13 protein-coding genes are annotated in these 17,320 nt (G+C 73.4%); 5 read left to right on the top strand and 8 right to left on the bottom strand.

Going from position 1 to position 17,320, the window contains the following annotated elements; translation table 11 throughout:
• The first annotated feature begins 287 nt into the window (after nt 1-287).
• The 3 genes from ACL02U_RS14035 (at nt 288) to ACL02U_RS14025 (ending at nt 4,532) form a co-directional block, all read left to right on the top strand.
• Complete coding sequence (locus ACL02U_RS14035; protein ID WP_412791122.1) at nt 288-1,136, top strand: 3-hydroxyacyl-CoA dehydrogenase family protein; 849 nt, start codon at nt 288-290, stop codon at nt 1,134-1,136.
• Nucleotides 1,137-1,293: 157 nt separating this feature from the next.
• Nucleotides 1,294-1,617 carry an STAS domain-containing protein gene (locus ACL02U_RS14030; RefSeq protein WP_412791121.1) on the top strand — a complete coding sequence of 108 codons (324 nt, stop codon included), beginning with the start codon at nt 1,294-1,296 and terminating at the stop codon, nt 1,615-1,617.
• A gap of 296 nt (nt 1,618-1,913) precedes the next feature.
• The gene (locus ACL02U_RS14025) at nt 1,914-4,532 is read left to right on the top strand and encodes an ATP-binding protein (protein WP_412791120.1); all 2,619 of its coding nucleotides are present in this window, start codon (nt 1,914-1,916) and stop codon (nt 4,530-4,532) included.
• A 218-nt stretch (nt 4,533-4,750) separates the two neighbouring features.
• Here the strand turns inward: ACL02U_RS14025 and nucS are convergent, their stop codons facing one another.
• Complete coding sequence (nucS, locus tag ACL02U_RS14020; RefSeq protein WP_412791119.1) at nt 4,751-5,422, bottom strand: endonuclease NucS; 672 nt, start codon at nt 5,420-5,422, stop codon at nt 4,751-4,753.
• 269 nt (nt 5,423-5,691) lie between these two features.
• Between nucS and ACL02U_RS14015 the strand changes: the two genes are divergently transcribed.
• The gene (locus ACL02U_RS14015) at nt 5,692-6,084 is read left to right on the top strand and encodes an SCO5389 family protein (RefSeq protein WP_412791118.1); all 393 of its coding nucleotides are present in this window, start codon (nt 5,692-5,694) and stop codon (nt 6,082-6,084) included.
• Between the two features lie 81 nt (nt 6,085-6,165).
• Here the strand turns inward: ACL02U_RS14015 and ACL02U_RS14010 are convergent, their stop codons facing one another.
• Entirely contained in the window at nt 6,166-7,194 is a 1,029-nt protein-coding gene (locus tag ACL02U_RS14010) for an LLM class flavin-dependent oxidoreductase (RefSeq protein ID WP_412791117.1), read from the bottom strand.
• 254 nt (nt 7,195-7,448) lie between these two features.
• Between ACL02U_RS14010 and ACL02U_RS14005 the strand changes: the two genes are divergently transcribed.
• Nucleotides 7,449-7,781: an ATP/GTP-binding protein gene (locus tag ACL02U_RS14005; RefSeq protein WP_412791116.1), complete on the top strand. Its 333-nt coding sequence runs from the start codon at nt 7,449-7,451 to the stop codon at nt 7,779-7,781.
• 142 nt (nt 7,782-7,923) lie between these two features.
• On the opposite strand, the gene ACL02U_RS14000 is transcribed toward ACL02U_RS14005, so the two are convergent.
• The 6 genes from ACL02U_RS14000 to scy all read right to left on the bottom strand — a co-directional run bounded on the left by ACL02U_RS14000 (nt 7,924) and on the right by scy (nt 17,182).
• Nucleotides 7,924-8,790 (bottom strand): ABC transporter permease, encoded by an 867-nt coding sequence (locus tag ACL02U_RS14000; protein WP_412791115.1) that lies wholly within the window; start codon nt 8,788-8,790, stop codon nt 7,924-7,926.
• Nucleotides 8,787-9,962, bottom strand: coding sequence for an ABC transporter ATP-binding protein (locus ACL02U_RS13995; RefSeq protein ID WP_412791114.1), 1,176 nt, complete (start codon nt 9,960-9,962; stop codon nt 8,787-8,789). Before ACL02U_RS13995 ends, ACL02U_RS14000 begins: the two co-directional genes overlap by 4 nt.
• Nucleotides 9,963-10,340: 378 nt before the next feature.
• Nucleotides 10,341-11,111 carry an ABC transporter permease gene (locus ACL02U_RS13990; protein ID WP_412791113.1) on the bottom strand — a complete coding sequence of 257 codons (771 nt, stop codon included), beginning with the start codon at nt 11,109-11,111 and terminating at the stop codon, nt 10,341-10,343.
• Between the two features lie 3 nt (nt 11,112-11,114).
• Complete coding sequence (locus tag ACL02U_RS13985) at nt 11,115-12,065, bottom strand: ABC transporter ATP-binding protein (protein WP_412791112.1); 951 nt, start codon at nt 12,063-12,065, stop codon at nt 11,115-11,117.
• Nucleotides 12,066-12,148: 83 nt separating this feature from the next.
• Nucleotides 12,149-13,084 carry a cellulose-binding protein gene (locus ACL02U_RS13980; protein WP_412791111.1) on the bottom strand — a complete coding sequence of 312 codons (936 nt, stop codon included), beginning with the start codon at nt 13,082-13,084 and terminating at the stop codon, nt 12,149-12,151.
• A 183-nt stretch (nt 13,085-13,267) separates the two neighbouring features.
• A complete protein-coding gene (gene scy, locus ACL02U_RS13975) occupies nt 13,268-17,182 on the bottom strand; it encodes a polarized growth protein Scy (RefSeq protein ID WP_412791110.1) in 3,915 nt (1,304 codons plus the stop codon).
• Nucleotides 17,183-17,320 lie beyond the last annotated feature (138 nt).

Below are 17,320 nucleotides of genomic sequence, written 5' to 3'. Positions count from 1 at the left end.
CGGCCTCCGAGGGTCCGCGCCCCGCCCCGCCTCCCGGGCCCCGCCCCGCCTCCCGGGCCCCGCCGCGCCTCCCGGGCCCCGCCGCGCCCCGGCCGCACCACTCCCCGATACCGGGCCCCGGTGGGAAGTTGACGTGACCGGCGTCTCATCCCCTGAGACGTGAAACGCGTTACTAACCGAGCCCCGCCGCCCCTCACGGGCGCTAGTGTCCGCCCGAGAGCACACGGAAGCAGCGGGTGACGGACACGTGCTCGCGGAGTCGTTCCAGGTTTCACAGGGGAGTGGGAGTGGAAGGGAAGCTCGCCGTCATCGGCGCCGGCCTCATGGGGTCCGGCATCGCCCAGGTGTCCGCCCAGGCAGGCTGGGAGGTCGTGCTGCGCGACGTCACCGACGAGGCGCTCCGGCGCGGCACCGACGCCATCGAGGCCTCGTACGACAAGTTCGTGGCCAAGGGCAGGCTCGCCCCTCGGGAGGCCGAGGCCGCGCTCGCCCGCATCACCGCGACGACCGACCTGGACGCCGCCGCCGACGCGGATGTCGTCGTCGAGGCCGTCTTCGAGAAGCTCGAGGTCAAGCACGACATCTTCCGCGCACTGGACAAGATCGTGCGCGAGGACGCCGTGCTCGCTTCCAACACCTCCGCGATCCCGATCACCAAGATCGCGGCGGCGACCGGGAACCCGGAGCGGGTGGTCGGCGTGCACTTCTTCTCACCGGTGCCGATGATGCAGCTCGTCGAGCTGGTCCGCGGCCACAAGACGAGCGACGAAGCGCTCGCCGCCGCGCGGCAGTTCGCCGAGTCCGTCGGCAAGACCTGCGTCGTGGTGAACCGGGACGTCGCCGGCTTCGTGACGACCCGTCTCATCTCGGCCCTCGTCGTGGAGGCCACCAAGCTGTACGAATCGGGCGTGGCCAGCGCCGAGGACATCGACCTCGCCTGCAAGCTCGGCTTCGGACACGCCATGGGCCCGCTGGCCACCGCCGACCTCACCGGCGTCGACATCCTGCTGCACGCCACCGGCAACATCTACACCGAGACCCAGGACGAGAAGTTCGCCCCGCCCGAGCTGATGCGCCGGATGGTTGATGCCGGTGACATCGGCCGCAAGAGCGGGCAGGGTTTTTACACCTACTGAGGTTCTGCCCACCACCGGTGCATCACGCCTCAGGGTGAATTAGGTATCGGTTCGCTTACAGACGGCAACCTGTGACGCTATTTCGCCGTCAGAGGTTGCATCACCGGACATGGCCATCGCGGCCGACGCGCAGCGAGACGCACGCACGGGAGCGCATATGCACATCAGGGGCGACCACGCCGAGCTGGTCGTCGGGGGCCGCCTCGACGTCCGCAGCGCGGCGGACGCCCGTACGGTCCTGCACTCGGCCGTCGACGACGGAGTCGGCGACCTGGTGCTGGACCTGTCCGAACTGGACTCCTGGGACGCCACCGGACTCGGGGTGATCATGGGCGTCCACCGGCGGGCCGGGCGCTGCGGCCGGCGCCTGGTGCTGCGCGCAGTGCCTCCGCAGATGCAGCGGCTGCTGGTGGCCACCCGGCTGCACCGCATCCTGGCGATCGAGGGCGGTCTCGGCGTCGAGTCCCTGCCCCGGGTGTGACCCCCGCACCACGGGACCGTCCGGCCCGCGTGTGATCCGCCGTGCCGGTGGCACCCGAAGGGGCGGAGGAGCCGGGCAGGTGGCGGCGAAACGCCCGACGTGCCCAATCCTCATGAGACTGTGACGTCTCGGACCACGCGGCACCCCGGGCTGTCGTGGATACTGAGCCAAGGTTTACGGTTCGACTGCCCGCCGCCCGCGACCCTCAAGCGGGCACCGGACCAGAAGCGACAGCGCAGTGTGCAGCACGGCCGGGAGGGGCTACCGCCACACGACGCTTTTGGGGGCTTGAACCCATGGACCCGAACACCTGGGGACCCGAGGAGTACGGCCGTGAGGACGGCGGTGCCCCCGGGCCGACCGACGTCGAAACCGGAACCGGAACCGGAACCGGAACTGCCGGCGTGTCGCGCCCGCGTCCCGCCAGGGAACCCCGCACCGACCTGGGCCAGCACGCACCCGCACTGGCCCGTACCGTGCAACTCGTCTCGGGCGACTTCCTGCTCACCGTCAACCCCGTCGACGGCAGCGAGATAGAGCAGTGCCCGCCCGCCGAGCGCCCCGGCCGCCCCGCCAGACGCACCCCGGCCGAGCGGGCCCGACTGGCCCGGGCCGCCAAACCGCCCGTACCGCCCGGCCCGACCCGGCCCGTACTGCACCTGCTGGGCCGTCAGGACGAGCGCGAGCAACTGGTCCGCCTCCTCGCCCGCGGCCGCTCCGTCCGGCTCACCGGCCCCGGCGGCTCCGGCCGCACCAGCCTCCTCGACCTCGTCGCCGACGACTGCACGGACCTCGCCCCCGACGGCGTGGTCCGGCTCAACGGCTTCCACCGCACCACCTCCGACCTGCTGCACGACCTCTTCCACACGGTGCACGCAGCGCCCCTGCACCGTCCCGACCGCGAGGACCTCCTCGCCTCCGTGGGGGAGATCGGCGCCGTCGTCGTCCTGGACGACCTGGAGTTCGGCGGCAGCGCGCTGGACGATCTGCTGGACGCCACCCCCGAGTGCGCGTGGCTGTTCGCCGCCACCCCCGACGTCCCGGCGCCGTCCGCCGAGTCGGACGTCGAGGAGGTCGCCCTCAGCGGACTCGACCGCGCCGGCGGCGTCGAACTGATCGAACGGGCCGTCGGCCGGGTCCTCACCGAGGAGGAGGCCAACTGGGCGGGGGACCTGTGGTTCGAGTCGGAGGGGCTGCCGCTGCGCTTCGTGCAGGCGGGCGTCCTGCTCGGGCAGCGCGACCGGCAGCGGGCCGAAGCGGAGGCCGTCGACGAGTTCGGCGTCTTCGAGGACGAGCCGCCGGAGGACGAACCCCTGCTCTCCGACGCGTCCGAGGAGATACCGCTGCCGTCCCTCGGCGAGGCCGCCGCTCCCGCGCCGCTGCTCGCCTCCCGACTGAGCGCCTCCGCACGCGACACCCTCCGCCTCGCCGTCGCGCTCGGCGGCGAGGTGCCCCACCAGGCCCACCTGCCCGCGCTGGTCGGCGACACCCACGCCGACGCCGCACTCGGCGAGCTGACCGACTGCGGGCTGGTGTCCCCGGTCGGCTGCCGCTACCGGCTCGCCGCCGGCGTGCTCACCCAACTGGAGGCCGCCGGCTACGGCGAGGACGAGGAGGAGCGGGCCCGGACCGCCGCCCGGCACTACGCCTGGTGGGCCGGGCACCCCTCGGTCACCCCGGAACGGGTGTGTGCCGAGGCGGACGCCGTGCTGGCCGCGCTGGGCGTGCTCGTCCCGCTCACCACGGCGCCCGACGAGGACGAGGAGAGCCTCGCCGTACGGCTCGCCCGCACCGCCGCGCCCGCCTTCGCAGCCGGCCTGCAGTGGGGGGCCTGGGAGCGGTCCCTCCGGTCCGGCGCGGAGGCCTCACGGCTCGCGGGCGAGGTCGGCGAACAGGCCTACTTCCACCACGAACTCGGCATCTTCGCCTGCTGCGGCGGACAACTCGACCGCGCCCGCGCCGAACTGGAGGCCTCCATCGGCCTGCGCGGCGCGATGTCCGACAAGCGGGGCACCGTCGCCGGCCGCCGCGCCCTCGCCCTGGTCGCCGACCGGGCGGGCGACCTGCCGGGGGTCGCGGCCCTGCTCGGCCCGACGCCCGGGGACGACGCGCCCGGTTCCCGCCGGGAGGGACCGGCCTCGCCGCCGCGCGCGCTGCCCGCGGCGTTCCCGGCGCTGCAACACCCCGCCGACGCCGAGACACTGGTCACCCAGGTCCCGTACGAGACCGCCCCGGACCGACCGCAGGGCGGGCTGCGCGGACTGGCCCGCCGGAACCTGGTCGCGGCCGGCGCCGGTGCGCTGCTCGTGGCGGTCCTGGGCACGGTGGTGACACTGGGCGCCACCTCCGACAACGACGCCAACAGCCCGTCCGACGGGGTCGGCGTGCAGCCCTCGGTCAGCCAGGACGTGGACGACGGCGACCCCGGTACCGACACGTCCGGCACGGACGACCCCGGGGCCGGCGGCGACACCGGTCAGGCGACCGCCCGGCCGACGGACCCGGGCGCCGACGGAACCTACGGGACCTCCGACGACCCGACCCCGTCCGAGTCGGCGCGGCCCACCGCCGGGGCGAGCGGTACCCCGCAAGGCGGCGGTGGTCAGCACTCCGGTTCCCCGTCGGCGACGACCTCGCCCAGCAGTACGTCCTCGGAGTCGGCGAGCCCTTCCGCTTCGGCGTCGCCCACCGACACGTCCTCGTCCTCGGCGAGCGCCAGCCCGACCGGCTCGGCCTCCGCTTCGCCCACGGAATCGCCGTCGTCGTCGGCGTCGGCCCCCAGCGGCTCCGCCGGCGGCCCGTCGACCGCCACGGCCGCCGAGAGCAGCGGTTCCCCGGGGGCGCCGCAGACCGCGACGAGCAGCGCCGCGGTTTCCCCGGACGGAACGCCGACGGGCTCACCGCTGGTGATCTAGGGGCGCCCCAGGGGGCCTGCTCGCTCGCAGGCGACGCCCCGCGCGTGCTCCGGATCCCCCGGCGGCCCGAGGCGGGGGAGCGCCCCCTGCCCGACGCGCCGCGGGAGGACCGGGGCGGGGCCCGCCCGGGGCGGTCACCGGCGGATCCGCCGTCCGCCCGAACGTGTCCGCCGTCCGCCGTCCGCCCGGAACCTGTCCGCCGTCCGCCCGGAACGTGCTCAGAACAGGCGCAGCTTGTCGTCCTCGATGCCCCGCAGCGCGTCGTAGTCCAGTACGTGGCAGCCGATGCCGCGGTCGGTGGCGAGGACCCGGGCCTGCGGTTTGATCTCCTGGGCGGCGAAGACGCCGCGTACCGGGGCGAGGTGCGGGTCGCGGTTGAGCAGGTCGAGGTAGCGCGTGAGCTGCTCCACCCCGTCGATCTCCCCGCGCCTCTTGATCTCCACCGCGACGGTCTTCCCCTCGGCGTCCCGGCACAGGATGTCGACGGGGCCGATCGCGGTCATGTACTCGCGGCGGATGAGGCTGTAGCCGTCGCCGAGGGTCTCGATGCGGTCGGCGAGCAGCTCCTGCAGGTGCGCCTCCACCCCGTCCTTGATCAGTCCGGGGTCCACGCCGAGTTCGTGCGAGGAGTCGTGCAGCACCTCCTCCATGGTGATGATCAGCTTCTCGCCCGCCTTGTTGACGACCGTCCACACCCCCTCGTCCGGGCCGCCGCCCTCCTTCAGGGTGCACGGCGGGGACATCCAGTTCAGGGGCTTGTAGGCCCGGTCGTCCGCGTGCACGGAGACGCTGCCGTCCGCCTTCACCAGGATGAGGCGGGGAGCGGAGGGGAGGTGGGCGGTGAGCCGGCCCGCGTAGTCGACGGAGCACCGGGCGATGACGAGACGCATGGTCGGCAACGCTACTCGACCGCGCCCGGTGCACGCGATTCGCCCACCCCGCGGCGGCCGCCGGACCCCGCGTCGCCGCGATGGCCGGATGTGTGCCCAACGACCCTGCCTCATCTCGGCATTCGCCTGGTGCGGTCACCGTCCGTTGCCTACCGTAGAGAACGGGAGGTCGCGATGCATGTACTCAGCGTGTCCGGTGAAACGGCACGGCGATCTCCCGATTCCGTGTCCGGCAACCCCTGCTGTGCGGGGGTGCGAGAGGAGAACCCATGTCGCTCGACGTCTCACCGGCCCTACTCGAACAGGCCGAGCGAGGCGAGGTCGACGAAGCCGCCTTCGTCGACTGCGTCCGGACCTCCCTGCCCTATGCATGGGAGATGGTCAGCTCCCTGGTGGCACAGCTGAAGGTCGACGGCGGTGCGTTCGCCGACAACCAGACGCCCCCGCCGGACGAGCAGGCACGCGGTCAGCTGCTGCGTGCGCTCGCGAGTGACGCGATACGCGGTGCGCTGCAGCGTCACTTCGGTGTGCGGCTGGCCTTCCAGAACTGCCACCGCGTCGCGGTGTTCCCGCCGGACGCCTCGGTCGACGAGACGCTGGCCCGGTTCACCTCGGTGCGCAGCCAGTTGCTGAACCAGTCCCCGGAACTCCGCGACTGCTGAGCAGTGAGTCGTCCGCTTGCCGCTCCTTACGCGGGAGGTGCTTCGAGTGCCGGAGCGGCAAGCCTTCGGACGGCGGTGGAGTCAGCCGAGGTGGGGGAGCACCTCGGCGCCCAGCCGCCGGACGTTGTCCTCCGTCGCCGCAAGGTCCCCCGAACCTTCCACCAGCAGGGCGAACCGGGAGATGCCGGTGCGTTCGCCGGTCGCCGCGAGACGGTCGGCGCACAGCCGCGGTGTGCCCACCGGATGGAGGCCGCAGAGCAGTTCGGTGTACGCCAGGGGATCGCGCATCCCCCGCTTCCGCCCGTCGACCGTCATATGCGCGTCGAGGCCCTGTTTGAGCCAACCCGGCATCGCCTTGGTGAGCGTCTCGACGGCGTCGGTGCGCCGGTCCGCGATCTGGCACACGCCGGCGGACACGTGGGCGGCGTCCCGGATCTCGTCCCCCGACCGGCCCGCCGCGCGTGCGTGGCGCCGCCACAGGCCGACCATCTCGGCCTTCTCCTCGTCCCCGACGTGCATGCCGAGCAGCATCGGCAGTCCGCGCTCGGCGGCCAGCCGCACGCTCGCCGGCGAGGTGCACGCCACCACCACCCCGGGGCCCTCGGTCTCGACCAGCGACTCCGACGGCCGCGGCACGACCGGGACCTCGCGGAAGCGGAACCGTTCGCCGTCCGCCCCCACGGACGCCTCGCGCAACCAGCGCATCAGCAGATCGAGTGATTCCGGGAAGCCGCGCTCGTAGGCCCCCAGGCCGGTGCCGAACACCTCCAGGTCGACCCACGGCCCGCCCCGCCCGACGCCGAGGGTGAAACGCCCCCCGCTCGTCAGGTGCAGCAGGGCGGCCTGCTCGCCGAGGGCGACGGGATGGGTGGTGGGAAGGACGGAGACCGCCGTGCCCACCCCGATCCGGCGCGTCCGGCCCAGCAGCAGCGCGGCCAGAGTGATCGCCGAAGGACATGTGCCGTACGGCACGAAGTGGTGCTCCGCCAGCCAGACCGCGTCCAGCCCCGCCTCCTCGGCCACTTCCGCCGAGCGGACCGCCCGGTGCAGTGCCTCTCCCGGGCCCTGGCCGGGGAACCGGGCCGCCAACACGAAACTTCCCACACGCATGCGCTTTTCCTGTTCCTGGGCTCCGACGCGGAGCTCCCCCACACGGCATAACCGGTTGACACGTGACGAGGACACGGCCTGGCGGAGAGATTTGCCGATTGTCTGGAGAATGCGCGGAGGGCGGCACGGCGGGAAGCGGCCGCACCGGAGCGGGACTTGTACGGATCGCGGGCGTCGTCGGCGGCGGGTACCCGGCGACGGGCCGCGTACGCTGGAAACGGCCCGTGCCCCCGTTCCGCTCCGTGAGGTGTCCCGTGTCTCCGCGTCGCAACCGCCCCAAGGGCTCCGGATCTCCAGGCCGCGGTGCCGAGGACGACCGGGGCCGCTACGGCGGCTGGCAGTCCACGGCCGACTGGCAGGGCGAGCAGTGGAGCGTGCGGCACGTGGCCGGCGCCAGCGCCCAGGGGAAGTCCTACCGCTGCCCCGGCTGCGACCAGTTGATCCCGGACGGCGTCCCGCACGTCGTCGCCTGGCCCGAGCACGCCGGCGTCGACGACCGCCGGCACTGGCACAAGGCCTGCTGGAACGCACGGGACCGCCGCACCACCCGGGTGCAGCGGTCCCGTAACGCGCCGAGGTTCCCTTAGCGGGCGTCTCGCCGAACGCCCCGCCGGACCGGCGGGCGGACGGGCGCCCGCGTTCGCCACGTGTCCCGGGGCCCGCCCGGAGAGCGGCGCCCTCCCCGCGTACGGGACCCGCCGGGCGCGGTGCCGGCGACGGCGTCCGCCGTCAGACGTCCCGGCTGTGCAGCAGTGCCGCGGCTCCGGCGAAGGCCGCGGCGGTCACACCGAGCACGATCCACAGCGGATCCCAGCCGACCGGGCCGGAGTCGGTGAGGGACTGGCCGTAGAGCACGTTGAGCTGGTTCGGCACCGAGAAGTCGATCAGCCCCTGGCGCAGGCCGGCCAGCGACTCCGAGAACAGGAACAGCGCGATGACCAGCGGGGCCAGCAGGACGCCGATCATGAGCGTGATGGCGCCCGCCGAGTGGCGGATGATCGAGCCCACGACCAGCGAGAGCAGTCCGAGCAGCGCGATGTAGAGGGACACCCCGACGGTGCCCCGGATCCACTCGTCGCCGGTCGGTTCCCGGACGCTGTCGATCATGCCGACCTGGGCGAGGCCGACGAGCGTGGAGCCGACCAGGGTCACCGCGAAGGCGACGGCGAAGAAGACGATCGACTTCGCCGCGAGGACCCGCACCCGGGAGGGGCAGGCCACCGTGGTGGTCCGGATCATGCCGGTGCCGTACTCGGACGCCGTGGTCAAAACGCCCAGGGTCATGACGCAGATGCTCCCCAGCAGCAGCCCGGGGAAGCCGAGCCCCAGCAGATTGGCGTCCTCCTCGCTGCCCGCCGTGGAGTTGGCGGCGACCAGGGCGCCGGCGCCCAGACCGATGCCGAGGACGAGCAGTACGAAGACGCCCAGCGTCCACATCGTGGAGCGCACCGATCTGATCTTCGTCCACTCCGAGGCGACGGCGTGCCCGAGATGGGTCCGCACCACGGGGATCGGCGACGTGTAGCCGGGGGGCGCCGTCTGCCAGGCGGGTGCGGCGTCCTGCGGCATCGGGGGCGGGGGCGGGGGCGTGCTCATCGGGCGTCCTCGGGCGTGGTCGGAGCGGACTCGGCGGCGGGGGCGGCAGGCGCCTGCGGCTGGTCCTGCGGCGCGGCCCGCGGGGCCGTACCGGGCCGCGGGGCCGTACCGGGCTGTGCCTCGGGCATCGCGAACGGCTGCCCGCCCTGCTGGGGCGGCGGCGGGGCGTACCAGCCGGGCTGGCCCTGGCCGGCGACCGGCATCGGGGGCTGGGCACCGGCCGGCAGCGGCTGCTGCAGGCCCGCCTTCTGGTCGGTGGTGGAGCGGTAGTCGACCGCGCCCTGCGTCATCCGCATGTACGCCTCCTCCAGCGAGGCCTGGTGCGGCGACAGCTCCCACAGGCGGACGTCCGCCTCGTGCGCGAGGTCGCTGATCCGGGGCAGCGCAAGCCCCGTCACCCGCAGCGCCCCGTCCTGCTCCGGCATGACGTGCCCGCCCGCCTCGGCCAGCGCGGTGGCCAGCTTCTCCCGCAGCTGCGGTTCACCGTCGGGGGTGCGCACCCGCGCGAACCCGGCGGAGTTGGCGGAGATGAAGTCCCGCACGCTCATGTCGGCCATGAGCTGCCCGCGTCCGATGACGATGAGGTGGTCGGCGGTGAGGGCCATCTCGCTCATCAGGTGCGAGGAGACGAAGACGGTGCGGCCCTCCGCCGCCAGCGCCTTCATCAGGTTGCGCACCCAGAGGATGCCCTCCGGATCGAGGCCGTTGACCGGCTCGTCGAAGAGCAGCACCTGCGGATCGCCGAGGAGCGCGGCGGCGATGCCGAGCCGCTGCCCCATGCCCAGCGAGAAGCCCTTGGAGCGCTTGCGCGCCACGTCCTGCAGGCCGACCACGCCGAGCACCTCGTCCACCCGGCGGGCCGGGATGCCGGACAGCTGGGCCAGGCAGAGCAGATGGTTGCGGGCGGTGCGCCCGCCGTGCACGGCCTTGGCGTCCAGCAGGGCGCCGACCTGGCGGGGCGCGTTGGGCAGCCTGCGATAGGGGTGGCCGCCGATCGTCACCGTCCCGGCGGTGGGGTTGTCCAGGCCGAGGATCATGCGCATGGTGGTCGACTTGCCCGAACCGTTGGGACCCAGGAAGCCGGTGACGGCACCCGGCCGCACCCGGAAGGAGAGGTTCTGCACAGCGGTCTTGTCGCCGTAGCGCTTGGTCAGGCCGACTGCCTCGATCATGCTCCCCACCCGTCGGAAGGTACCCATCGGTAAGTTCAGGACAACGGGGCGCACGCCCCCATAGGAATAAGGAGGATATCCACTCGCCGCCGGTTCCACCCCGCCCGAAACCGAACGCCTGTGCCGTCACACAGTGCGGGTCGTTCACACCGCCGGCGCCGTGCGCGGTACGGGGGCCCTGCCCCGCACATCGCCCGGACGGGGCCCTGCCCCGCACACCGCCCGGACGGGACCCTGCCCCGCACACCGCCCGGACGGGACCCTGCCCCGCACACCGCCCGTACGGGGCCCTGCCCCGTACGCCCCCGGACGGTGGGAGCGGCGGACGGCAGGGCCCGGCTCGCGCGCGGAGGCCGCCCGCGGTGCCCGCGGGCGCGGTCAGGCGTCGCGCCGCTTGAGCAGCAGGTAGCCGCCGGCCAGTGCCGCGACCACCCACAGCGCCATGATCCCCAGCCCGCCCCACGGGCCGTAGGGCGTGTCGTCGCCGATCGGCGTGACCACCTGCATGATCCGGCTGCCGGCCTGGTCGGGCAGGAACTGGCCGACCTTCTTGGTCGCGTCGACGTTGCCGAGGATGTTGGAGATGAGGAAGAAGAACGGCATCAGGATGCCGAGGGACAGCATGGGGGAGCGCAGCATCGCGGCGACCCCCATGGAGAACACCGCGATCAGCGCCATGTAGAGGCCGCCGCCGAACACCGCGCGCAGCACGCCGGTGTCGCCGATGGCGGCCCGGTGCTCGCCGAGCATCGCCTGCCCGAGGAAGAAGGCGGCGAAGCTGGTCACCATGCCGACGGCGAGCGCCAGACCGGTGGCCACCGAGATCTTGCTGAACAGGAACGTGCCGCGCTGCGGCACGGCGGCCAGCGAGGTGCGGATCATGCCCGAGCTGTACTCGTTCGAGACGACCAGCACCCCGAACACGATCATCGCGAGCTGACCGAGGCTCATACCGGCGAAGCTGATGAACGTCGGGTCGAAGGAGAGCCGGTCGCGCTCGCTCATCTTGTCGAACTGGCTCCTGGACAGCGCGGCGATCAGCATGCCGAGGGCGAGGGTGACCACCAGCGCCAGCGACAGAGTCCACATCGTGGATGCCACCGACCGGATCTTGGTCCATTCGGAGCGGATGACCTGGGTCGCCGCCATGGCTCAGTTCCCTTCCTGCCAGTCGGCGCCCCACTGCCGTTCGGGCGTCCCGGAATGTGCGTGGTACTCGACGGACTGCGCCGTCAGTTGCATGAACGCCTCCTCCAGGGAGGCCTGCTGCGGGCTGAGCTCGTGCAGGACGATGCCGTGCTTCGCGACGAGCTCACCGATCTGCTCCGGCTTGCCCCCGTCGATCTCGAAGGCCCCCGTGGAGGTCGTCACGGCGGTCACGCCCGCCTCCCGCAGCACGTCCAGCAGCCGCTCCGGCTGCGGGGTGCGGACGCGGACGTAGGAGCGGGAGTTCTCGGCGATGAAGTCCGCCATCGAGGTGTCGGCCAGCAGCCGGCCCTGGCCGATGACGACGAGGTGGTCGGCGGTCAGCGCCATCTCGCTCATCAGATGGCTGGAGACGAACACCGTCCGCCCCTGCGCGGCCAGCGACTTCATCAGGGTGCGGATCCAGTGGATGCCCTCGGGGTCGAGGCCGTTGACGGGCTCGTCGAACATCAGGATCCGCGGGTCGCCGAGCAGCGCGGCGGCGATGCCGAGGCGCTGCCCCATGCCGAGCGAGAACCCCTTGGCCTTCTTGCGGGCGACGGCGGTCAGCCCCACCGTGTCCAGCACCTCGTGCACCCGCGCGGAGGGGATGCCGTTGCTCTGCGCCAGGCACAGCAGATGGTTGTAGGCGCTGCGCCCGCCGTGCACCGCCTTGGCGTCCAGCAGGGCGCCGATGTACGTCAGCGGGTCCTTCAGCTCGTCGTACCGCTTGCCGTCGATGCGCACGCCGCCGGCGGTCGGCCGGTCGAGGCCGAGCATCATCCGCATCGTGGTCGACTTGCCCGCCCCGTTGGGGCCGAGGAACCCCGTGACGATGCCCGGGCGGACGCTGAAGGTGAGATTGTCCACCGCGAGTTTCTCGCCGTACCGCTTGGTCAGCCCCGTCAGCTCGATCATGCCGACACGCTAGAACGCGGCGAAGCCCTCTGCCACCGCTGGCAGAGGGCTTCGACAGGTATTCGGCCGAAATATCCCGAATGTTATCGGGACTGCTGGGCCGGGACCCCGCGGGAGACCGACTCCTCGTCGGCCGGTGCGCCGGCAGCGGCCACCGCGGCACCGGTCAGCGTGGCGAGCATCTCGCGGACGTTCGTCAGCTGGGCGTTGATGGAGTCGCGGCGGTTGGTGAGGGCCGCCAGCTCGCGCTCGGACTCGGAACGGATCCGGTCCGCCTTGGCGTTGGCGTCGGCGACGATGTCCTCGGCCTGGCGCTGGGCCGTCTCCACGGTCTGGCGGGCGCGGCGCTCGGCGTCGGTGCGCAGCTTCTCCGCCTCCAGGCGGAGCTGCTCGGCCCGGTGCTCGATCTCGGCGAGGCGCTTCTCCGCCTTCGCCTGACGGGAGGCCAGGTCCCGCTCGGACTGCTCGCGGCGCTTGGCGAGGTTGGTCTCGAAGTCCGCGGCGGCCTGGGCGGCCTTGGCGCGGGTCTCCTCGAAGAGGGCGTCGGCCTCCTCACGCTTGGACTGCGCGTCCTTCTGCGCCTCGGCACGCAGCTGGCCGGCCTCGGTCTTGGCCTTCTCGACGATCCGGACGCCTTCGTCCTCGGCCTTGGCCTTGCGGTCCGCGGCGAACGACTCGGCGTCGTTGCGGACCTGCTGGGCGGCCGACTCGGCGAGCTCGCGGTGCTGCTCGGCCGCGCGGCGGGCCTCCTCGCGCAGGTCCTTCGCCTCCTCCTCGGCGAGGCGGAGGATCTTCTCGACGCGCGCGCCGAGGCCGGCGTACGACGGCTCGGAGTCCGTCACCGCCGCCTGGGCGTTCTGCGTCTCGAGGTGCAGCTCCTCGATGCGCTTTTCCAGAGCGGTGATGCGGGTGAGAGCGCTGTCACGGTCGGAGACGAGCTTGGAGATACGTTCGTCCACCTGAGCGCGGTCGTACCCACGCCGCACAAGCTCGAAGCCGTAGGGGGAAGTGTCGCTCATGGGGTTCCTGTCGAATGAGACCGGTGAGGTGATAAGGGGAATCCTAGGGGCCAGGACGGCGTGTCATCGAGCGGATACGTGTTTGATCTGGAGAATGACACCCCTTTTGAGTGGCTAACCGACGGACAGCTTGCCAGAAACCTGGTCAAAGGTCCCGGAGGATACCGGAATCGATGGCCGGTGCTAGGTGCCCGACGACTTGCCACCCGAACGGGGCGCGCCCACGGTCGCGCCCGCCTTGACGGCGCCGTCCTTGCCCGACGACGGGGTCTCGAAGGACTCCAACGCCTCCAGCACGTCCTGGACACGGGAGATCTCGGCGTTGATGTCCTCGCGGCGGCGCACCAGCACCTCCAGCTCCCGCTTGCCCTCCTCGACCGTGCGGCGCGCCTCGCGCACCGCCTCCGCCTTGAGCTCCTCGGCCTCCTTGACGAGCGTCGCCTTCTTCTGCTCGGCCTCCTTCAGCAGGCCCTCCGCCTTCTTCACGGCGGCGATGCGCACCTTGCCCGCCTCCGAGTTGGCCTCCGAGACGATCTCCTTCGCCTTCGCCTCCGCCTTGGCCACCTGCTCCTCCGCGGCCTTGATCAGCGCGTCGCAGCGGTCCCCGGCCGACTTCATGGTCTCGGCGCTCTCCCGCCGGGCCCGCTTGTGCAGCTCCTCGATCTCGGAGGTGATCCGGTCGCGCAGCTCCTCCGCGCGCTCCCGGATCTGCGTCGCGTCCCGGCGGGCTCCGACGAGCAGCTCGTCCGCGTCCGTACGGGCCTTCTCCACCGTGGTGTTGCCCTCGACGGTCGCCTCGGAGACGATCCGGTCGGCCTCGGTGCGGGCCGCGCCGACCATCGTGTCCGCCTGCGACTCCGCGTCCGCGGTCGTCCGGTGCGCCTGCTCCTGCGCCTCGGCCAGCAGCTTGTCGACCTCGGAGGTGGTCTCCGTGATGAGCGTGTCGACCTGTTCGGCCGCCTCCGAGCGGCGCTTGTTGGCGTCCTTGCGCGCCTCGTCCAGGGTCCGGTCGGCCTCGTCGCGGGCGGCCGTCACCAGCCGCTCGGCCTCCTCGGCCGCCTCGGTCCCGACCCGCTCGGCCTCGTCGCGGACCCGGCCCGCGTGCGCCTGCGCCGACTTGGCCGTCTCGGCGGCCTCCGCGCGCAGCCGCTCCGCCTCCGCGGTCGCGTCCCCGATCAGCTTCTCCGCCTTCGCGACGGAGGAGGTCCGGACCTGCTCGGCCTCCTCCAGCGCCTCGGTGCGCACCCGGTCGGCCTCGGCGGACGTCTCGGCGCGCAGCCGGTCGGTCTCGGCGACCGTGTCGGCGGTGAGCCGCTCGGCCTCGGCGCGCGCCTCGGTGACGAGGGTGTCGGCCTGGTTCGCCGCGTCCGAGCGGATCCGGTTGGCGTCCCCGCGGGCGTCGGCCCGGGTACGGGAGGCGTCCTGGTCGGCCTGCGCGAGGGTGTCGGAGGCCTCCGTGCGCAGCCGCTGGGCGTGCTCGGACGCCTCGGTGCGGACCCGCTCGGCCTCCGCGATGGCCTCCGCCGTCGTGCGCTCGGCGAGCGCCTTGGCCGCCTCGGTCTCCTCCCGCGCCTCGGTCCGCAGGCGCGCCGCGTCCTCGCCGGCCCGCTCGAGTTCGGCGTAGGCGTCGGCGCGGACCCGCTCCGCCTCCTCGTCGGCCTCGCGCCGGGTGCGCTCCGCCGCGAGGTCGGCCGCGTTGCGCAGCCCCTGGATCTCCTCCTGCGCCTGCTCGTGCAGTCCCGCCACCGAGTCCCGCACCTGCTGGGCGTGGAGTTCGGCCGCCGCCACCATCTCGCCGGCGCGCCGGTCGGCCTCCTCGACGAGACGGGCGGCCTCCGCCTCCGCCTCCTCCACCCGGGTGCGCGCCGCGGCCAGCAGCTCCTCGCTCTGCTCCCGGGCCCGTCCACGCTCCTGGTCGGCCTCCTCGCGGGCCGCGCCGAGCAGTTCGTCGGCCTCCCGGCGCCGCCGGGCCGCCTCCTCCTGCGCGGCGGTCAGCGCCTCGGACGCCTCGGCCGCGATCCGCTCGGCGGCGGCCTCCGCCTCCGCCCGCTTCCGGTCGGCGCTCTCCTGCGCCTCCGACTTCAGCCGCTCGGCCTCCGTCGCGGCCTCCGACCGCAGCCGGACCGCGAGGGCCTCTCCGTCCGCGCGGGCCGCCGACGCGTCCGAGGCGGCCTCGGTGCGCATGCGCTCGGCCTCGGCCTCGGCCTGCTCGCGGAGCGTGCGGATGCGCTCCGCCGCCTCGGCGCGCAGCCGCTCGTTCTCCTCGGCGGCCTCCCGGCGGATCCGGCCGGCCTCCTCGCGCGCCTCGCCGAGCGCCTGTTCGGCGTCGGCCAGCCGCTGCTCGGCCTCCGCCGCCTGCCGGGCCAGCTCCTGCTCGGCCTCCCGCTGCCGGGTCGCGGCGGCCCGGTCGGCCTCCTCGCGCAGCTCGCGGGCGGCCTGCTCGGCCCGGGTCGTGACCTCCTCCGCCTGCTCGGCGGCCTCGGTGCGCTGCCGCTCGGCCTCCCGGCGGGTGCGCTCCAGCGTCTCCTCGGCCTGCCGGCGCAGCGACGTCGCCCGCTCGATGGCCTCGGTGCGGACCTTCTCGCTGTCCGCCGTGGCGCTTTGGCGCAGCTCGTCCGCGTCGGCCTTGGCCTTCGCCAGCAGCTCCTCGGCGGACCCGGCCGCCTCCTCGATCTGCGCCACGGCCTCCTTGCGGGCCTCGGCGCGGATCTTCTCGCCCTCCGCGACCGCGTCGGCTCGCAGCTGCTCGGCCTCGCCGCGCAGCCGGCGGGCCTCCTCCTGCAGCTCGACCGTCTTGGCGCGGTACTCCTTGGTGTCGTCCTTCGCCGCTCCCTTGAGCTGCTCGGCGATGTCGTGCGCCTCGGCCCGCAGCCGGTCCGCCTCGGTCTCCGCCTCGGTGCGGATCCGCTCCGCCTCCTCGGCGGCGGACCTGGTGGTCTGCTTGGCCTCCTCGGAGGCCTTGTTCAGCACGTCCTCGGCGGTACGGGCAGCCTGCGAGAGCTGGGTGGCGGCCTCCTCGGCGCTGACCGTACGGGCCTTCTCGCCGGCCTCCGCGACGATCCGCTCCGCCTCCGCGCGGGCGTCGGCGACGAGCTGCTCGGCCTCCGCCCGGGTGGTCTCGGCCTCCTTGGTGGCCTCGCCGACCAGCCGGGCGACCTGCTCCTTGGCCGTGCGGGTGCGCGTCTCGTTGGCCGCCTCCGCGCCGGCGAGCGCCTTCGACGCCGACTCCTCGGCCTCCGAGATCAGCTTCTCGGCCTCGCTCCGCGCCTTGCGCAGGGCCTCCTCGGCCTCGGCCATCCGCTCCTCGGCGGACCGGCTGAGCTCGGTCGCCCGGCGGCGCGCGGTCTCCGACTCGGTGGCGGTCGAGGTGCGCAGCTGCTCGGCGTGGTCGGTGGCCTCCTGGGCCTGCGTGGACGCGGCGTTCAGCAGCCGCTCGGCGTCGGCGCGGGCCCGGCGCAGGATCTGCTCGGCCTCCGCGCGGGCCGCCTCCGCGTCGCCCTGGAGCCGCTGCCGGGCCTCGCCGGTGAGCCGCTCGGCCTCGGTCCTGGCGGCCGCCAGGGCCTGCTCGGCCTCGGCGCGGGACTCCTCCAGCAGCCGTCGGGCCTGCTGCTCCGCGCGTGAGCGCAGCTGCTCCGCCCAGGCCACGTTCTCGTTGACGTGCGACTCGACGGTCTGCCGGCGCTCGGCCAGCTCCTGGTCGAGCTGCTGGCGCCGGTTCACCGCCTCCTGGTGCAGCTCGGCCTGGAGCCGGGCCGCCTGCTCCGCGTGCTCCTGGAGGATGCGCTGGGTCTGCGCCCGGGCCTGGCCCAGTTCCCGCTCGGCGTCCGCACGGATCTGGTCCGCCTGCACCTGGGCGTTGCGCAGCAGCTGCTCGGCCTGGTAGCCGACGTCCCCGCCGTCGAACGCGGGCCGGGACATGATGGTGCGCCGCGCCTCGTGCAGCTTGGCGCGCAGCACCTCGACCTGGTAGCCGAGGTCCTCGGCGTGCTGGATCGCCTTTTCCCGCTCGGTCTTCAGCCGCTTCATCTCGGCTTCGAACCGAGTGAGGTGGTCGACGTCAGCCGCCGGCTCCCGCTCCTGGCTCTCGTAGCCCCGCACTGCGCGGTCCCATCCGTCCCCTGGTCGCAAGTCTGGCCAAACGAGCTCCGTCCATACGCCGAACGGGGCCCCCGGGGAAATGGTGTCAGATCAACGGCGGAGAAGGGGCGTCTGCCCTGTGCTCGCCCCCCGAAACCC

This window comes from Streptomyces sp. MS06 (genome assembly GCF_047200655.1).
Lineage (GTDB): Bacteria > Actinomycetota > Actinomycetes > Streptomycetales > Streptomycetaceae > Streptomyces.
This window is presented reverse-complemented; position numbering and strand designations above follow the sequence as displayed.

What these genes read in the sequence shown, in the direction of transcription:
- ACL02U_RS13980 (WP_412791111.1), bottom strand. Translation starts at nt 13,084, where the DNA reads ATGAGCGACACTTCCCCCTACGGCTTCGAGCTTGTGCGGCGTGGGTAC.
- ACL02U_RS14025 (WP_412791120.1), top strand. Translation starts at nt 1,914, where the DNA reads ATGGACCCGAACACCTGGGGACCCGAGGAGTACGGCCGTGAGGACGGC.
- ACL02U_RS13990 (WP_412791113.1), bottom strand. Translation starts at nt 11,111, where the DNA reads ATGGCGGCGACCCAGGTCATCCGCTCCGAATGGACCAAGATCCGGTCG.
- nucS (WP_412791119.1), bottom strand. Translation starts at nt 5,422, where the DNA reads ATGCGTCTCGTCATCGCCCGGTGCTCCGTCGACTACGCGGGCCGGCTC.
- ACL02U_RS13995 (WP_412791114.1), bottom strand. Translation starts at nt 9,962, where the DNA reads ATGATCGAGGCAGTCGGCCTGACCAAGCGCTACGGCGACAAGACCGCT.
- ACL02U_RS14000 (WP_412791115.1), bottom strand. Translation starts at nt 8,790, where the DNA reads ATGAGCACGCCCCCGCCCCCGCCCCCGATGCCGCAGGACGCCGCACCC.
- ACL02U_RS14010 (WP_412791117.1), bottom strand. Translation starts at nt 7,194, where the DNA reads ATGCGTGTGGGAAGTTTCGTGTTGGCGGCCCGGTTCCCCGGCCAGGGC.
- ACL02U_RS14030 (WP_412791121.1), top strand. Translation starts at nt 1,294, where the DNA reads ATGCACATCAGGGGCGACCACGCCGAGCTGGTCGTCGGGGGCCGCCTC.
- ACL02U_RS13985 (WP_412791112.1), bottom strand. Translation starts at nt 12,065, where the DNA reads ATGATCGAGCTGACGGGGCTGACCAAGCGGTACGGCGAGAAACTCGCG.
- ACL02U_RS14015 (WP_412791118.1), top strand. Translation starts at nt 5,692, where the DNA reads ATGTCGCTCGACGTCTCACCGGCCCTACTCGAACAGGCCGAGCGAGGC.